The 16326-nt window shown below is 67.0% G+C and carries 12 protein-coding genes; 10 read left to right on the forward strand and 2 right to left on the reverse strand.

Going from position 1 to position 16326, the window contains the following annotated elements:
* The first annotated feature begins 47 nt into the window (after nt 1–47).
* The 3 genes from AC1DBD_RS02185 to AC1DBD_RS02195 all read left to right on the forward strand — a co-directional run bounded on the left by AC1DBD_RS02185 (nt 48) and on the right by AC1DBD_RS02195 (nt 3386).
* The gene (locus AC1DBD_RS02185) at nt 48–1496 is read left to right on the forward strand and encodes an amidase (protein ID WP_476981335.1); all 1449 of its coding nucleotides are present in this window, start codon (nt 48–50) and stop codon (nt 1494–1496) included.
* A 61-nt stretch (nt 1497–1557) separates the two neighbouring features.
* A complete protein-coding gene (locus AC1DBD_RS02190) occupies nt 1558–1845 on the forward strand; it encodes a hypothetical protein (RefSeq protein ID WP_476981336.1) in 288 nt (95 codons plus the stop codon).
* A 113-nt stretch (nt 1846–1958) separates the two neighbouring features.
* The gene (locus AC1DBD_RS02195; RefSeq protein WP_476981337.1) at nt 1959–3386 is read left to right on the forward strand and encodes a GAF domain-containing protein; all 1428 of its coding nucleotides are present in this window, start codon (nt 1959–1961) and stop codon (nt 3384–3386) included.
* An 88-nt stretch (nt 3387–3474) separates the two neighbouring features.
* On the opposite strand, the gene AC1DBD_RS02200 is transcribed toward AC1DBD_RS02195, so the two are convergent.
* Nucleotides 3475–6825 carry a lamin tail domain-containing protein gene (locus tag AC1DBD_RS02200; RefSeq protein WP_476981338.1) on the reverse strand — a complete coding sequence of 1117 codons (3351 nt, stop codon included), beginning with the start codon at nt 6823–6825 and terminating at the stop codon, nt 3475–3477.
* Nucleotides 6826–7201: 376 nt separating this feature from the next.
* Here AC1DBD_RS02200 and exaC point away from each other — a divergent pair, with 376 nt between their 5' ends.
* The 7 genes from exaC (at nt 7202) to AC1DBD_RS02235 (ending at nt 14713) form a co-directional block, all read left to right on the forward strand.
* The gene (exaC, locus tag AC1DBD_RS02205) at nt 7202–8725 is read left to right on the forward strand and encodes an acetaldehyde dehydrogenase ExaC (RefSeq protein ID WP_441416939.1); all 1524 of its coding nucleotides are present in this window, start codon (nt 7202–7204) and stop codon (nt 8723–8725) included.
* Between the two features lie 87 nt (nt 8726–8812).
* A complete protein-coding gene (locus tag AC1DBD_RS02210) occupies nt 8813–9220 on the forward strand; it encodes a DUF779 domain-containing protein (protein ID WP_175321362.1) in 408 nt (135 codons plus the stop codon).
* A gap of 175 nt (nt 9221–9395) precedes the next feature.
* On the forward strand, nt 9396–10946 hold the full coding sequence (locus AC1DBD_RS02215; protein ID WP_476981339.1) for an amino acid permease: 1551 nt from the start codon (nt 9396–9398) through the stop codon (nt 10944–10946).
* A 273-nt stretch (nt 10947–11219) separates the two neighbouring features.
* Nucleotides 11220–12206 (forward strand): ABC transporter substrate-binding protein, encoded by a 987-nt coding sequence (locus AC1DBD_RS02220; RefSeq protein WP_441416941.1) that lies wholly within the window; start codon nt 11220–11222, stop codon nt 12204–12206.
* A gap of 14 nt (nt 12207–12220) precedes the next feature.
* The gene (locus tag AC1DBD_RS02225; protein WP_476981340.1) at nt 12221–13063 is read left to right on the forward strand and encodes an ABC transporter permease; all 843 of its coding nucleotides are present in this window, start codon (nt 12221–12223) and stop codon (nt 13061–13063) included.
* Nucleotides 13060–13833, forward strand: a complete 774-nt coding sequence (locus tag AC1DBD_RS02230; protein ID WP_441416943.1) for an ABC transporter permease — start codon at nt 13060–13062, stop codon at nt 13831–13833. Before AC1DBD_RS02225 ends, AC1DBD_RS02230 begins: the two co-directional genes overlap by 4 nt.
* Nucleotides 13823–14713, forward strand: coding sequence for an ABC transporter ATP-binding protein (locus AC1DBD_RS02235; protein ID WP_476981341.1), 891 nt, complete (start codon nt 13823–13825; stop codon nt 14711–14713). The genes AC1DBD_RS02230 and AC1DBD_RS02235 overlap by 11 nt, the downstream gene beginning before the upstream one ends.
* A gap of 85 nt (nt 14714–14798) precedes the next feature.
* Here the strand turns inward: AC1DBD_RS02235 and AC1DBD_RS02240 are convergent, their stop codons facing one another.
* Nucleotides 14799–16307 carry a catalase gene (locus AC1DBD_RS02240; protein ID WP_476981454.1) on the reverse strand — a complete coding sequence of 503 codons (1509 nt, stop codon included), beginning with the start codon at nt 16305–16307 and terminating at the stop codon, nt 14799–14801.
* Nucleotides 16308–16326: the final 19 nt, after the last annotated feature.

Raw genomic sequence — 16326 nt, forward strand, 5'->3', positions numbered from 1 at the left:
CTGCAACGGCTCGCTCATAGCCCCGGGTCCCCCTCCGGGAGGCAGCCGTGGATGACGAACTTCGGTGGATGGACGGGACAGGGCAGTCCGATCTGGTCCGCTCCGGCCAGGTTAGTGCGGCAGAACTCCTCGCCGAGGCGAGGGAACGGATCAGGGTACTGAACCCAGCCCTGAATGCCGTGATTGTCGAGCTGGACGGGGACGCTCCCAACACCGGCAGCGCCCAGCCCGGTGACGTCTTCTCCGATGCTCTTCCTTTCCCCGGCGTGCCGTTCCTCGTCAAGGATCTGGCGCTGGAAATTGCCGGAACGCCCTTCTCCGAAGGCTCCCGCTGGCTTGCGGGGAACGTCTCCCGCCACGACCAGGAGCTCGCACGCCGCTTCCGCCGCGCCGGACTGGCCGTCATCGGCAAGACCAACACCTGTGAGTTCGGCCTGAGCCCGCACTGCGAACCGCTCCTGCACGGGGCTACACGCAACCCGTGGGACTTGTGCTTGTCCACGAGCGGATCGAGCGGCGGGTCGGCAGCGGCAGTCGCGGCGGGGATCGTTCCGATGGCCCACGGCAACGACCTCGGCGGGTCGCTGCGCTATCCGGCGGCATGGTGCGGAGTGTTCGGTCTCAAACCGACCCGCAGCCGTGTGCCGCTGGGGCCGGAATACGGCGACGTTGTTGGCGGCCTCGCTGCCGAATTCGCCTTGACCCGCACGGTCCGCGACGCGGCGGCGCTGCTCGACGCCGTCGCGGGTGCGGCTCCGGGGGACCCCTACCGGGCCCCGCCGCAGCTCCGTCCCTATGTGGCCGAAACCGCGACACCACCGGGACGGCTGAGGATCGCGGCCACTGCTACCCCCAACCGCGGCCAGCCGGTTCATCCTGACTATCTACGGGTCTTCGACGCGACCGTGGACTTGCTGAGCGACCTCGGTCACGAGCTCGAGGAAGGGCGCCCGGCGCCGCTGGACCGGGCCGGACGCCGGGCCCTCCGCGACGTGTACGCTGCTGCAGCGGCCTGGATCGAGGGGTACTGGACCCGGCGACTGGGGCGGGGGCCCGAACCGGGCGAGCTGGAGCTCTACACCGAAGTCCTGTTCGGGCGCGGCCGGAACGTCAGCGCGGGGGACTACCTGCAGGGCGTGGAGGAACTGCAGCGTTTCAGCCGCCGCGTTGCCGGCTTCTTCGAGCTGTACGATCTCTGGCTGACGCCGACGGTCGGCTGGCCGCCGCTTCCGCTGGGCACGCTCACGGCGACTCCGGAGAACCCCCTCCGCGGGGAGCAGGAGGCCGGCCGTTTCCTGATGTTCGACGGCGAGTACGCAAACGTCACAGGCAACCCGGCCATGTCCATTCCGCTGGGCACGGATTCCGCCGGGCTGCCCGTCGGGATGTCTTTCCTCGCGGGTTTCGGCGCCGAAGCAAGTCTCTTCAGGCTTGCTGCCCAGCTTGAACAGGCCAGACCCTGGGCCGGGCGACGGCCCGCAACCACTGCGCGGTGAGCCTCCGCGAGGACCGCGCCGGAGAAACCAAACACCGCAATCAATGCAAAGGAGACAGGCAATGTATCTGGGAATGTACACCTTCCGCGGGAACCCGGCGGAGCTCCTTGCAGCACACGACCGGATGCTGGCGCTCTTGCCCGCCGGCCAACTGGAATTACATCTTTGCGTGCAGACCGATGAAGGCATCGTTGTCCTGGATACCTGCCCTAGCAGGGAGGTTTTTGACGGCTTCAGCAGCAGCGCGGAATTCCGGAAACTTACTGCCGACGCCGGCCTGCCCAGCCCCGAGATCCGGGCTCTTGGCGAGATTCAAAGCTACGTTCTTCCGTCGGGCGCCACTGGCTGAGGCCCGGGCGGGTGCATTCCCAATCTCCCGGCACGGAACTAGACTGGGCCGGACGACGCTGCCTCCGGCATGCCGTCGCGCGCTCAAGAGCGCGCCAGCCAGGTGGGAGTTCAATGAGGAATCCAGTCGAGCAGACGGCCCCGCGCGGCTCCGGCCACGGCCTGAGCCCGGAGCTGCGCCAGCAGTATGCCTACGCGGGGCACGAGCAACTGGACTCCATAGGCCTGGCCGGTGAGCAGCCGCCCGGGCTCCGCAGCCTGATCCGGGAATCCTGGCAGCGCTCCGCGCAACTGCACGCCAACCCGGACAACCCCGAAGCCCCGCTGGCCATGGACCGCGAGGAACTCGAGGAATACCGCCGGCAGCACCCGCTGGCCGCGATCATGCCCGTGATCCACAAACTGCTGGTCCTGCCCAGCCACGACAGCGGCATGCTGGTGGCCGTCGGGGACGAGGTGGGCCGGCTGCTCTGGGTCGAAGGGGACCCCGCCATGCAGCGCCGCGCCGAGGGGATGATGTTCGTCCCCGGCGCAGACTGGTCCGAGGCCACCGTGGGCACCAGCGCCCCCGGCACCGCGCTCGCCCTTGGCCGCGGCATCCAGATCGCCGGCGCCGAACACTACAAACGCTCCGTCCACCCCTGGAGCTGCACGGCCGTGCCGTTCCACGACCCGGATTCCGGGGCCCTGCTGGGCGTCGTCGACATCACCGGCACCGAATCCGCCGTCGCGCCGCACACCCTGTCCCTCGTCGAGGCGACCGTCGCCGCCGCGCAGGCGCACCTGCGGGTGGAGCGCCTCCAGCTTGCCGCCGCCCGGCAGGCCGCCCCGGTTCGACGCCGGCAGACCGCCGCCGCGTCTCGCGCCGGGTCCGACGCCGGGTCCGACGCCGCGTCCGGCGGAGCGCGGCCCGCCCGGGCGGGCTCCAGGGCGCCCGGCAGCCTGTACCGCAACAGCCTGCAGCTGCTCGGCCGCGATCAGGCCGTATTGAGCATCGACGGCCGCACCGTCACGCTTTCGGCCCGGCACAGCGAAATCCTCACCCTGCTGAGCACGCATCCGGAAGGCCTCAACGCCGAGGAGCTGAGCTCGCTGCTCTACCCGCGCGACGGCTCCACCATGACATTGCGCGCCGAGATGGTGCGGCTGCGCAAGGTCTTGCAGCAGCTCAATCCGGACGCCGTCCCGGAGTCCAGGCCGTACCGCCTCCCGGTGGACCTCGTGCCGGACTCCGGCCAGGTCCTCAGCTGCCTGCAGCGCGGCGCGCACCGGATCGCGCTGGAAATCTACCGCGGCGCAGTCCTGCCGCGCTCCGAGGCGCCGGGGATCACCGAGCTCCGCAGCCGCGTCTCGTCCCTGCTGCGCGAGGCCGTACTGACCGACGGCAGCGCCGAATCGCTGCTGAAATATGCCGAACTGCCGGAAGCGCGGGACGACGTCGAGGTCCGCACCGCCGCGCTGAAGCTGCTGCCGCCGCGCTCGCCCAGACGCGCCGCCGTCGTCGCGGACCTGGAGCGGCTCGAAGCCGAATTCGGCGCCTGAGCAGGACGCGCTCTCGGCGCTGCATGGCGCACAAAGAAGTCCCCGCCGGCGTCGTCTGCGCCGGCGGGGACTTCTTTGCCGAGTATCGCTAGTTGGTGCGCCCGGCCCAGAGGTCGTCGAAGCTGACGGTCAACGGGGTCGGCGTTCCGGTGGTGCTGAGGTAGCTGTAGATGCCGATTCCACCGGCGCTCTGCAGCSTGGCCGTGCTGTCGGTTGTGCTCAGTTGCCAGTTCGCCGGTTCCGCGGTGCCCACCTTCCAGACCTTCGCCCGGATGGTGGTCGGTGCGGTTCCGGTAACCTGCAGCCGGAACTGAAGCCGGTCCCCGGTATTGAAGGTCAGCCCGGACACTGTCGCGGCACTCATGTTCGTATTCGTGCTGCGGGTCAGGTGCAGGCTCACCGCGCCGGCGGAATTAACCACCACCCGTGCACCGTAGGTATCCGCACCCACCCGGCGGCCGATCAGGCCGGTGTAGATGCTGCTGGCGGTCGGCCGGTTGAAGCCGATCGTTGCCCGCACCTCCGTGTCAGTGGAGGAGACACCGTCAAGGTAGGCGTAGCGGTTGGCGGCAGCGGGGCTGGCAATCGTGGCCGCACTGCCGTTGACGGCGAAGTTCGAGGCTGTCCCGGACAATGTCCAGGGCCCGCCCGTTTCCGCCGTCCCCAGACCGCCGGTGACCGTGCGGGTGAACGTGTCCTGAGCCAGGACACTGCCCGCCGGCGGCGCGGCAACGCTTACCGAATGGCTGACCGTGCCCTTGGCGCCGCCGTTATCCGTTACGGTCAGGGTGACCGTATACGTCCCCTCGGCAGCGTAGGTGTGGCTCGCCGTCACCCCGGTCCCGGTCCCGCCGTCACCGAAGTCCCAGGCGTACGAGGCGATCGTGCCGTCCGAGTCCGTTGAACCGGCCCCGTTCACGTTCGCCGTCAACCCGCTCACCCCACTCGTGAACGCCGCAACAGGCGCCACATTCGATGGCGGAGTCCCCTTCGTGTTTGCCAGTCCCGGTGTGCCGCCGGTGGTGGACACCGCGGTCCAGTTCGACGCAACGGAGTTGTCCGCCGTCGGCGAGGTCAGCTCCAGCGAAGGGCCGGTGCCGTCTGCCGCAGTCGGCCACGGCGCCGCGTTCGAGTAGGTCACGGAGTCCACCACCCGGCTGCCGTCGCGCAGCACTATGGCTTCGCCGGCGTCGTCGAGAGTGCCCGTGAACGTGCCGCCCACAAAGCGGTTCGCCCCGGTGTAAGCGAGGCGGAACGCCTTGTCATTCGCCACGAACACCACGCGTCCGCCGGCGGGGATCACCGTGCCGGGCTGGATCTTCAGGCCGACCGCATCGATCGTCCAGCCCGAGATATCCACGGCCGTGCTGCCGGGGTTCGCCAGTTCGATGTACTCCCCACCGCTTCCGGCCGGGTGGTACTGGATCTCATTGACCACCACATTGGCGTCGGCCGCCTGGGTGGTGGGCACCGGCAGGCCCGGGCCCGTGTTGCCGTTGATCGTGTTGCGGCGATCCGCCAGGCCGGCCAGGAACGCGGTCCGCGCCGACGCCGGCGTGTACCCGCCCCACTTAGCGCGGTCCAGGTTCCAGTCCGGCGTGGTCTGGGCCGATATCGCGTCCCACTGCGCCTCGTACTGCCCGGCCGGAAGGAACTGGTCGGCCAGGGTACGCAGCCGCCGGTAGAACATTTCCTTGATCTCCGGGTAGCTCAGCATGGCCTGAGTGAAATTGTTTGAGGTGTCCGGGGTCAGGAAGAGGCCCTTGCCGTCCGAGGAGGGAGTGGTGAAGATCCAGTTCAGGTCCCACTGCCACATCTCCCACCGGCCGGTCCCGTCGGTGTCGCGGGCCAGCCACCAGTTGTACCAGCCGCTGTCCTGGTGCCGGATGATCGAGTTGATCGCCATATAGTTGACCAGCTCCGGCATGTTCACATTCTGGTAGATCCAGGCCTGCTGCGCCGCTGAGGGCGAGGCGTCGACCGAGTTGGACAGGGTCCAGACGTCGGAGAAGTCCTCATCCTTGCGGGTCTTCTTGTCCAGCCAGCCCGAGGCCTGGAGCGCGGCCGGAGACGACGTGGCGCCCACGCTGCCGCCGTCGCCCTTGTAGATCGCCCAGTTGGACACGCCCTGGTCATCCCGCCAGCGGCCGTCCTCGGTCTCCATGATCCGGCCCAGGCTCCAGAAGGTGCCATTGCGCTGCGTACGGACCGGGACGATGTTCAGGGCCCGGTCGCCGCCGGCCTTCACGGTCGCCCAGCCGACGTCGGCGAAGTTGTCCGCGTAGTTCTGGAGCGCAAATTCGTCCAGCGGATAGGGCAGCTTGCCGCCAAGATCGAAGATGTAACCCTTGGGCAGCTCGACCTTCCAGCTCACCTTGGCATTGCTCCGGGAGGTGTTGCCGCGCACGTTCATCAGGGCGCCGTCGATGACCTGGCCGTTGTAGGCCCAGACCGCCGCGCCCTGGTAATCGTCGTAGCGGTGGTTGGCCAGAATGTCGTTGTACACGGCGTCATCCATGAACCACTCGATGACAGGAAGCGAGCTGCTGACCGCGGAGTTCAGGACGACCACGCCGCGGTAGCGCACCGAGTCACCGGCCGCAGGTTCCGAGTAGCCGGTACCGCCCGCGGAGGCATCGACCCGGTAGCGGATCAGGTTGCCCGCGCTCTGACCCGGGATGGTTCCGGAATACACGCCGTCGCCTGCCCCGCCGGGGCTGGCCGCATCATCGACGAACGGAACCACGACGTCGGCGCCGAACATCACCTTGTAGGTGAGCTGAGCTGTGGAGCCGGTCCGGAGCCGGGCCGTAACGGCCACCGGCTGACCGGCGGACGGCCGCGCCGGGGTCGCCTTCAGCTCAGCGACGACCGGCGCCGGCCCGGTCCCGTCGAGCGAGTTCTTGGCCCCGGGGGTGCCGCCCGCAGCCAGGCTCGCGCCCCAGCTGTCGGGCTGTGTGTTGTCCAAGGTCAGGTCGCGCAGTTCGAGGGTGGGGCCCGTCCCGTCAGGCGTCGATGGCCAGGGCGCGACGTCCGCGTAAGTGACGGTGTCCACGACGTTCAGCGCCGCATCGACCAGCGTGACCGCTTCGCCGCCGTTGCTGAGGTTTCCGCCGTAGACGGCGTTCGGGGCGAACCCGTATGTGGTCTGGAACTGGGCGGCATCCTTCGCCACCACAAAGTAGCCGTTGGCGGGAACCACGGTGCCCGCAGCGAAGACGGCCGTGACGCCGGCGGTGAAGGACCATCCCGAGATGTCCAGCGGAGCGCCTGATGTGTTGGTCAGTTCCAGGAAGTCGTCGGTATCCAGATCCGATCCGGAATGGTAGTTGAGTTCTGAGATCACCATCCCGCCCGACGTCGCCGCACTCGCCGGGACAGCCTGCGAGACCACGAAGGTGCTGGCCATCGCCGAAGCCAATGCAATGGCCGACGCCATCCGCCAGCCTCTTCCTCCTGCTTTTGTTGCCGTTTTTACCACCATGCCAAGAGCCCCCTCAATGAAGGTGTGAGCGCCGTTGGTGAGCAGCTGGACGCCCACGCCGCAACAGCCTGCGGCGTCACGCTGAGTATCGGAGGGGGCTCCGGCGGTGTCCATAGGTATTGCGGGGTGGAGGTAAGTACCAGAACACGGGCCCTATTGCCTGGATGGTGGCCGCGTTCCTGAACGAGCCCAGCGCAATGAGAGTCCGCGTGATCCGGCTCACATGGTTGCAACCTGCTCGCAACCTCCCGGCTCCTAGGCTGGTGCCAGCGGCGGCCGCAGAGATCCTGGCCGCTCCCGCCACCAATCTTGCACAGCAAAGGAGCTAGCAATGACTGTCTACGCACAGCCCGGTACCGAGGGCTCGAAGGTCACCTTCAAGGACCGCTACGAGAACTGGATCGGCGGCGAATGGGTTGCCCCGGTCAAGGGCCAGTACTTCGAGAACATCACCCCGGTGACAGGCAAGGCCTTCTGCGAGGTCGCCCGCGGCACCGCCGAGGACATCGAGCTGGCCCTGGACGCCGCGCACAAGGTCGCACCGTCGTGGGGGAAGACCTCCGTCGCCGAGCGCGCGGCCATCCTGAACAAGATTGCCGACCGGATCGACGAGAACACCGAGATGCTCGCCGTCGCCGAGTCCTGGGACAACGGCAAGCCGATCCGCGAAACCCTCAACGCCGACATCCCGCTCGCCGCGGACCACTTCCGCTACTTCGCCTCCGCCGTCCGCGCCCAGGAGGGCCGGCTGTCCCAGCTCGACGACGACACCACCGCCTACCACTACCACGAGCCGCTCGGCGTCGTCGGCCAGATCATCCCGTGGAACTTCCCGATCCTGATGGCCGTCTGGAAGCTGGCCCCCGCGCTCGCCGCCGGCAACGCCGTCGTCCTCAAGCCGGCCGAGCAGACCCCGTCCTCGATCCTGGTGCTGATGGAGCTGATCAGCGACCTGCTGCCGGCGGGCGTCATCAACGTCGTCAACGGCTTCGGCGTCGAAGCCGGCAAGCCGCTCGCCTCCAGCCCGCGAATCCGCAAGATCGCCTTCACCGGCGAGACCACCACCGGCCGCCTGATCAGCCAGTACGCGTCCCAGAACCTGATCCCGGTCACCCTGGAGCTCGGCGGCAAGAGCCCCAACATCTTCTTCAACGACGTCGCGGATAACAACGACGCCTTCTACGACAAGGCTCTTGAGGGCTTCACGCTCTTCGCCTTCAACCAGGGCGAGGTCTGCACCTGCCCCTCCCGTGCCCTGGTCCAGGAAGGCATCTACGACTCCTTCATGGCCGACGCGCTGGCCCGCACCCAGAAGATCATCCAGGGCAACCCGCTGGACACCGACACGCAGCTCGGCGCGCAGGCCTCCAACGACCAGCTCGAGAAGATCCTCTCCTACATCGACATCGGAAAGCAGGAGGGCGCCAAAGCGCTTACCGGCGGCGCCCGCGCCGAACTGTCCGGCGACCTCGCTGGCGGCTACTACGTCCAGCCCACCATCTTCGAGGGACACAACAAGATGCGGATCTTCCAGGAGGAGATCTTCGGCCCGGTGGTTTCGGTGACCCGCTTCAGCGACTACAACGACGCCATGGGCATCGCCAACGACACCCTTTACGGCCTGGGCGCCGGCGTCTGGTCCCGCAACGGCAACGTCGCTTACCGCGCCGGCCGCGAAATCCAGGCGGGCCGGGTGTGGGTCAACAACTACCACGCCTACCCGGCCGGCGCCGCGTTCGGCGGGTACAAGTCCTCCGGCATCGGCCGCGAGAACCACGCCATGATGCTGGACCACTACCAGCAGACCAAGAACCTGCTGGTCAGCTACAACGAGAACAAGCTCGGCTTCTTCTAAGCCGTTGCGGCGGGGCGGACCGGACCGGTCCGCCCCGCCTTCCCGTCCCGCCCGTGACAGCCGCCCCTACTTGCAGGAGAAGCTCCGATGACCCAGACCAGGCTCGACGCCGCCGTGACACAGGCCGGCGAGGACTTTTCCCGCGTGGCGCTCACCCCCGAAGCCGTTGAGCTGCTGCGCAAGCTCTGGCTCCAGCACGGCCCGCTCATGTTCCACCAGTCCGGCGGCTGCTGCGACGGCTCCTCGCCCATGTGCTACCCGGCGGGGGAGTTCCTCACCGGAGACTCCGATGTGCTGCTGGGCCTGTTCGACATCTCGGACGGCCTGCAGCCGCAGCCGCTGGAATTCTGGATGTCCAAGGAGCAGTTCAACTACTGGAGCCACACCCACTTGACGGTCGACGTCGTCCCCGGCCGCGGCAGCGGCTTCTCCGTCGAGGCTCCCGAGGGCAAGCGCTTCCTGATCCGCTCGACGCTGATGGACTGGCCCGCCTGAGCCACTGAAGCCCTGGGCGCGAACGTTCACTTGGGGGCCCCGCGGCCGGGGCCCCCAAGGGTATGTTCGCGCTCTTTTGCGTCTCACGATGTGGGATAAAAGCGGCCGTCCAGTGGATGGACACTACTATTAATAGGTCTGTTTCCAACCAGCTACCGAGATTTTGGACTTTCCTATGAACCTTTTCCGGACCAAATCCATCGAGCAGTCGATCGCCGACGCCGATGAGCCCGGACGCAAGCTGAAACGCTCGCTCAGCACCTGGGACCTGATGATCATGGGCGTCGCCGTTGCGGTCGGCGCAGGCATTTTCTCGGTCGGGGCCAAGGCTGCCGCCAACTTCGCCGGCCCCGCCGTCACCATCTCGTTCGCCATCGCAGCCGTCACCTGCGCCCTGGCGATCATGTGCTATGCCGAATTCGCCACCGCCATCCCGGTGGCCGGCTCAGCCTATGTCTTCACCTACGCCACCATGGGGGAGGTGCTCGCCTGGATCATCGGTTGGAACCTCATCCTCGAGCTCTTCACCGCCGCCGCCGTGATCGCCAAATACTGGGGCATCTACCTCAGCAAAGTGTTCGCGCTGATGGGACTGGACGTCCCGCCGTCGATCTCCGTGGCCGGCGTCGACCTCTTCTGGGGCGCCTTCCTGATTGTTGCCGTGTTCACCGTGCTGCTGGTGCTGGGGACAAAGCTGTCCGCCCGTGTCGGCAACGTGTTCACGCTGATCAAGATCGCCGTCGTGCTTTTCGTCATCGTCGTCGGCTTCAGCTACGTGAAGTTTGAGAACTACGCCCCGTTCGTCCCTGCCTCCGAACCCACCGGCGGTACCGCCGCCACGGACGTGCTCAAGCAGTCCTTCTTCGGCTTCCTCACCGGCGCGGCCCCGGCCCAGTACGGCACGCTCGGCATCTTCGCCGGCGCCGCCCTGGTGTTCTTCGCCTTCATTGGTTTCGACGTCGTCGCCACCTCCGCCGAGGAGGTCAAGAACCCGCAGAAGACGCTGCCCCGCGGCATCTTCGGCGGCCTGGCGATCGTCACCGTGCTCTACATCCTGGTCTCGCTGGCCCTGACCGGCATGGTGTCCTACACCAAGCTGGCCGAGGCGAAGAACCCGACGCTGACCACTGCCTTCGAGGCCGTGGGGAACACCGACGCCGCAAAGGTCATCGCCTTCGGCTCCCTCGTGGGCCTCACCACGGTGATCATGGTGCTGCTGATGGGCCTCTCGCGTGTGGTCCTGGCCATGAGCCGCGACGGCCTGCTGCCGCGCTCGCTCTCCAAGACCGGCACCATCCGGGCGACCCCCGCACGCCTGCAGATCATCTGCGGCACGGCCGTGGCGGTCGTGGCCGGACTGACCAACGTGGACCTGCTCGAGGAAATGATCAACATCGGCACGCTCTCCGCGTTCGTGATGGTCAGCCTCGGCATCCTGGTGCTGCGCCGGAAGCGGCCGGACCTTAAGCCGGCCTTCCGCGTGCCGTTCGGCAAGGTGCTCCCGGTCGTCTCGGCCGTCCTGTGCCTGTACCTGATGACGAACCTGGCGGTGGAGACCTGGATCTTCTTCGCGATCTGGCTGGTCATCGGCATCGCGATCTACTTCGCCTACGGCCAGCGCCACTCCCGGCTCAACGAGAAGTTCGCCGAGGCAAGGGCCGCCGTCAACGGCCCGGCCGCCGATCCGGTTGCGGACGAGGATGCGGAGTCGCTCACCCGCTCGTAGCTGCAACGCTGCACTTCCACGCGGTTAGTCAACGCGGGGTCACTACGGCCCGTCCGGCCTGTCCGGACGGGCGTAGGGGCCCCGCGTTGCTGCGTTGCGGGAGGTATTGCCGCGGCCTCTTCCGCGCTCGTCTCGGAGCTGTAACAATGCGCCTAATGTGGTTGACCTCACAGTAGCCTTAGGTCAGACTTGATTTTGAACGCTTGTTCGGAGAGCGAACTTTGGGGCTTGGGAGCTTGTCACGCCCACGCCAATGCGCACATAGGAGTGAACATGAAACGTCGTATTATCGCCGTGCTGGCGGCCGCATCGGTCCTGGCCCTCTCGGCCTGCGGCAGCGGATCGCCGAGTTCCACCGGCGGGGGCAGCGCATCCGGCGGTGCAACGGGCGGCGGAAATCTGACCAAGGTCAGCGTCGGCGTCATCCCGATCGTCGACTGCGCCCCCATCTACCTGGGCAACAAGCTGGGATTCTTCAAAGACGAAGGCCTTCAGCTGGACATCCAGACGGCCACCGGCGGTGCGGCGATCGTCCCCGGCGTGGTGAGCGGCAGCTTCGACTTCGCCTTCTCCAACCTGATCTCCGTCATGGTGGCGAAGGACAAGGGCCTTGACCTGAAATTCGTCGCCAACGGCGCCTCAACCACGGGCGAGAAGGGCAAGGACATCGGCGGCGTCGTCGTCCCCGCCGGGTCCAGCATCCAGTCCCCGAAGGACCTTGCGGGCAAGACCGTCTCGGTGAACAACCTCTCCAATATCGGGGACACCACCATCAAGTCGGTCGTCGAAAAGGCCGGTGGCGACCCCTCGAGCGTGAAGTTCGTGGAGGTGGCCTTCCCGGACGCCCCCGCCGCGCTGGCCAACAAGCAGGTGGACGCGGCCTGGATCCTGGAGCCCTTCCTGTCCAAGGCCGTCGCAGAGGGCGGCAAGATCATTTCCTCCAACTTCGTGGACATGAGCCCTGAGCTGGACATCGCCGGCTACTTCACCAAGGCGGACACCATCAAGGGCAAGGCCGAGCTGACCCAGAAGTTCACCCGGGCCATGAACAAGTCGCTCGAATATGCCCAGGCGCACCCGCAGGAAGTCCGCGACATCGTGGGCACCTACACCAAGATCGACGAAGCCACCCGGGCCAAGATTGTCCTGCCCCGCTACCGTGTGGAGTTCAACAAGGACGCCTTCAAGACCCTCGGTGATGCTGCCGCCAAGTACGGGACGCTGTCCAAGGCCCCGAACGCAGGCGACCTCCTCCCGTGAGTTCGGTAAGTTCCATGAGTTCCGACGCTGTGGCGTCCGGCGGTTCCGCCTCCGGCGGGAGGCGGAACCGCCGGTCCGGCCACAAACTTCCGGTGAAGCAGTTGCTCGGTGTGGTCGGGATAATTGGGTTCCTGGGAACCTGGGAGCTCATTCCGCGTCTGGGAATTATCGACGAACGTTACCTTCCGCCCGCCAGCGAGGTCATTTCCGCCCTGGCCCTCGACTTCGGCCTGACGGCGTTTTGGGTCTCGGTCGGTGAAACCATGAAGGCCTGGTTCCTGGGCCTCATCATCGCGGTTGCCCTCGCCGTGCTGCTGGGCTTCATCATCGGATCCAGCAGCTTCCTGCGCAAAGCCACCAACTCCACCGTCGAGTTCCTGCGCCCGATTCCGTCTGTGGCCCTCATCCCGCTGGCCGTGCTGCTCTTCGGCGTGAAGATCGAGTCGTCACTGATGCTGATCACCTATGCCGCCTTCTGGCAGGTCCTCATTCAGGTCCTCTACGGGGTGGCCGACGTCGACATGGTCGCCAACAACACCGCCAAGACCTACGGGCTGGGGTGGATGGCGCGGATCCGCTACGTCGTGTTCCCCACCGCGTTGCCCTACCTGATGACCGGTGTCCGGCTCGCAGCCACGGTGGCGCTGGTCCTGGCCATCACGGCGGAACTCGTGATCGGTTCGCCGGGGCTAGGCCGTGAAATCGCGCTCGCGCAATCCGGCGGCGCCATCTCGGGCGTGTACGCCCTGGTGCTCGCCACCGGGCTGATCGGTGTGCTGATCAACGTCCTGATGCGCTTCATCGAAAAGAAGACCCTGTCCTGGCATTCCTCGGTCCGTTCTGAGGTGATCGTATGAAAGCACTGAAAACGGCGGCCTACCTGCTCGCGCTGCCAGTTCTGCTCGTCCTGGCCTGGTGGGCCTCCACCCTCGGAACGGTCAATTTCTTCGTCCCGACCCCGGCCGCCCTGGTCAACAAGTTCGGCGAGGTCTGGTTCGGCCCCCGCTTCTTCTCGGACGTGCTGCCCAGCATCGCCCGGCTCCTGATCGGCGTGGTCGCGGCGATCGTGATCGGCGTCGTGGGCGGCGTGCTGATCGGCTCGGTCAAATGGCTCCGGGCGTTGCTGGAACCGACGCTCGAATTCTTCCGCGCCATCCCGCCGCCCGTGCTGGTCCCGGTCCTGATCCTGCTGATGGGCATCACCGATTCGATGAAGATCGCGGTCATCATCTCCGGCTGTGTCTGGCCGGTGCTGCTGAACACCATTGAGGGCGTCCGCGCCGTGGACGGGGTCCTCTCGGATTCGGCCCACACCTACGGCATCGACGGCTGGGCCCGTGTGCGTTACCTGGTGCTGCCCTCGGCCAGCCCGCAGATCCTCGCCGGCGTGCGCCAGTCGCTGTCCCTGGGGCTGATCCTGATGGTCATCTCCGAAATGTTCGCCTCGTCCTCCGGGTTGGGCTTCACCATTGTCCAGTTCCAGCGGTCCTTCGCCATCCCCGAAATGTGGTCCGGCATCGTGGTCCTCGGACTGCTGGGCGTGGCCATGTCATTCATCTTCCAATGGGCCGAGCGGAACATCCTGCGCTGGTACCACGGCCAGAAAGAGGTAGAAAATGCAGCCTAGTGCAGCGCAAGCGGCCCCGGAGGCGATGCTCTCCGTCCGCGGACTGAAGAAGGTCTACCAGACCGACGGCGGCGACGTCGAAGCGGTGCGGAACCTCACCTTCGATCTCCGCGCCGGTGAACTGGCCTGCCTCGTGGGCCCTTCGGGGTCCGGCAAGACCACCCTGCTCAAGTGCATCTCGGGCCTGATGACCCCCACCGAGGGGGAAGTGCTCCTGGACGGCAAGCGGGTGTCCGGGCCGCCGAAGAAGATGGCGGTGGTTTTCCAGGAATACGGACGCTCGCTGTTCCCCTGGATGCGGGTCAGGGACAACGTGGAACTGCCGCTGAAGAACCAGGGCGTGCCCAAGGCCGAACGCGACCGGCTCGTCGACGAGGCCCTGGAGGCCGTGGGCCTGGCCCACGTGCCGCGCTCCTACCCTTGGCAGCTTTCCGGCGGCATGCAGCAGCGCGTGGCGATCGCCCGTGCCATCGCATACCAGCCCGAGGTCCTGCTGATGGACGAGCCGTTTGCCGCCGTCGACGCGCAGACCCGCGCGGACCTCGAGGACTTGATCCGGGTGGTCTGGAAGAAGCTCGGCGTGACCGTGCTTTTCGTGACCCACGACATCGACGAGTCGGTCTACCTCGGTGAACGGGTCATCATCCTCTCGAGCTCCCCGACCGTGGTGCAGGAGGACATCGTGATCGACCTTCCGGCCGAGCGGGACCAGCTGGAGACCCGTTCCCTGCCCCGGTTCACCGAGCTCCGCCACCACGTCTACGAGCAGATCCAGCTCGCCAAGAGGGGCCACCGCCCCGCAGCGGCGGGCGCGCCGGCAGCAGCTACCGCGGCAGCGTCGGCGGCCCCGGCGGCGGACCCCGGCGCCAGCGGCGCCTAGCTGTCCCGCCGGTCCGGGCTCCGGACGAAAAGAACACCCCGCCGCGGTTCTCCGCGGCGGGGTGTTCTTTCATTGCTGGGAAAGGCTAGCCGATCTTGTTGGCAGCCTCTGCGTCCGAGGTGGCAGCACCGGCGGCGGCACCCAGGTTGGCCCGAAGCTTCGCGCCGAGCTCGGCGTCGACGTTGGTCCAGTACTGGATGGCGCGCTCCTTGATGCCAGCGTCCTTGACGCCGCCCACCGCACCGGTGAGGGTGTCCAGCAGGCGGGCCTTGGCGCCGTCGTCGAACACCTCGCGGTACAGCGTGCCGGCCTGGCCGAAGTCGCCGTCCTCAGCGTGCAGGGAGTGCGCGGAGAGCGTCAGCTCGCCGTCGTTCTCCCAGCCGCCAGCCGGGTTCTGGGGTTCCACGGCGGCGGGACCGCCGAAGGAGTTCGGCGCGTACACCGGGACGGAGGGGGCGTTGAAGTGGTACCGCGCCGCGCCGTCCTGGCTGTAGTTGTTGACCTGGCTCTTGGGCAGGTTCACCGGGAGCTGGGCGTGGTTGGTGCCCACGCGGTAGCGGTGCGCGTCGGCGTAGGAGAAGATGCGGACCTGCAGCATCTTGTCCGGGGAGGCGGCGATCCCCGGCACGAAGTTCGACGGCGCGAAGGTGGCCTGCTCGATCTGCGCGAAGTAGTTATCCGGGTTCTTGTTCAGCTCCATGGTGCCGACCTTGACCAGCGGGTAGTCGCCGTGCGGCCATACCTTGGTGACGTCGAACGGGTTGAAGCGGTACGTCTTGGCGTCCTCGTACGGCATCACCTGGACGTGCAGGTCCCAGGAGGGGAAGTTGCCGGCGTCGATGTTCTCCTGCAGGTCGCGGATGTAGAAGTCCGCGTCCGCGCCGGCCAGCTCTTCCGCTTCGTCGCCCGTCAGGGACTTGACGCCCTGGTTGGACTTGAAGTGGTACTTGACCCAGAAGCGCTCGCCCGCTGCATTGATCCACTGGTAGGTGTGCGAGCCGTAGCCCTGCATTTCACGCCAGGAGGCCGGCAGGCCGCGGTCGCCCATGAGCCAGGTGACCTGGTGGGCGGACTCGGGGGAGAGGGTCCAGAAGTCCCACTGCATGTCGGCGTCGCGCAGGTGGGTGCCCGGGAGGCGCTTCTGCGAGTGGATGAAGTCCGGGAACTTGATGCCGTCGCGGATGAAGAACACCGGGGTGTTGTTGCCGACGAGGTCGTAATTGCCCTCGGTGGTGTAGAACTTCACGGCGAAGCCGCGCGGGTCGCGGAGTGTGTCGGCGGAGCCTGCCTCGCCGGCGACGGAGGAGAAACGGATGAGCATGTCCGTCTCGGCGCCCGGCTGGAACAGCGCGGCCTTGGTGTACTGGGAGACATCCCCCGTGGTCGTGAACGTGCCGAAGGCGCCGCCGCCCTTGGCGTGCACGACACGCTCCGGCACGCGCTCGCGGTTGAACTGGGCGAGCTTCTCCACCAGGTAGTGGTCGGTCAGGATGATCGCGCCGTCAGCACCGACGGACTGCGAGTGGGCGTCGGAAGTGACGGGGGCACCGGACTGTGTCGTGGACACTGCGGGCGCAGAGATGTTCTGAGTCATCATTCTCCTATTTCTGTTT

This window comes from Arthrobacter sp. 10T419, assembly GCF_056394105.1.

Coding starts and splice junctions, on each gene's coding strand:
- AC1DBD_RS02220 (WP_441416941.1), top strand. CDS start 11,220: ATGAAACGTCGTATTATCGCCGTGCTGGCGGCCGCATCGGTCCTGGCC.
- AC1DBD_RS02225 (WP_476981340.1), top strand. CDS start 12,221: ATGAGTTCCGACGCTGTGGCGTCCGGCGGTTCCGCCTCCGGCGGGAGG.
- AC1DBD_RS02215 (WP_476981339.1), top strand. CDS start 9,396: ATGAACCTTTTCCGGACCAAATCCATCGAGCAGTCGATCGCCGACGCC.
- AC1DBD_RS02190 (WP_476981336.1), top strand. CDS start 1,558: ATGTATCTGGGAATGTACACCTTCCGCGGGAACCCGGCGGAGCTCCTT.
- AC1DBD_RS02195 (WP_476981337.1), top strand. CDS start 1,959: ATGAGGAATCCAGTCGAGCAGACGGCCCCGCGCGGCTCCGGCCACGGC.
- AC1DBD_RS02240 (WP_476981454.1), bottom strand. CDS start 16,307: ATGACTCAGAACATCTCTGCGCCCGCAGTGTCCACGACACAGTCCGGT.
- AC1DBD_RS02235 (WP_476981341.1), top strand. CDS start 13,823: ATGCAGCCTAGTGCAGCGCAAGCGGCCCCGGAGGCGATGCTCTCCGTC.
- AC1DBD_RS02230 (WP_441416943.1), top strand. CDS start 13,060: ATGAAAGCACTGAAAACGGCGGCCTACCTGCTCGCGCTGCCAGTTCTG.
- AC1DBD_RS02210 (WP_175321362.1), top strand. CDS start 8,813: ATGACCCAGACCAGGCTCGACGCCGCCGTGACACAGGCCGGCGAGGAC.
- exaC (WP_441416939.1), top strand. CDS start 7,202: ATGACTGTCTACGCACAGCCCGGTACCGAGGGCTCGAAGGTCACCTTC.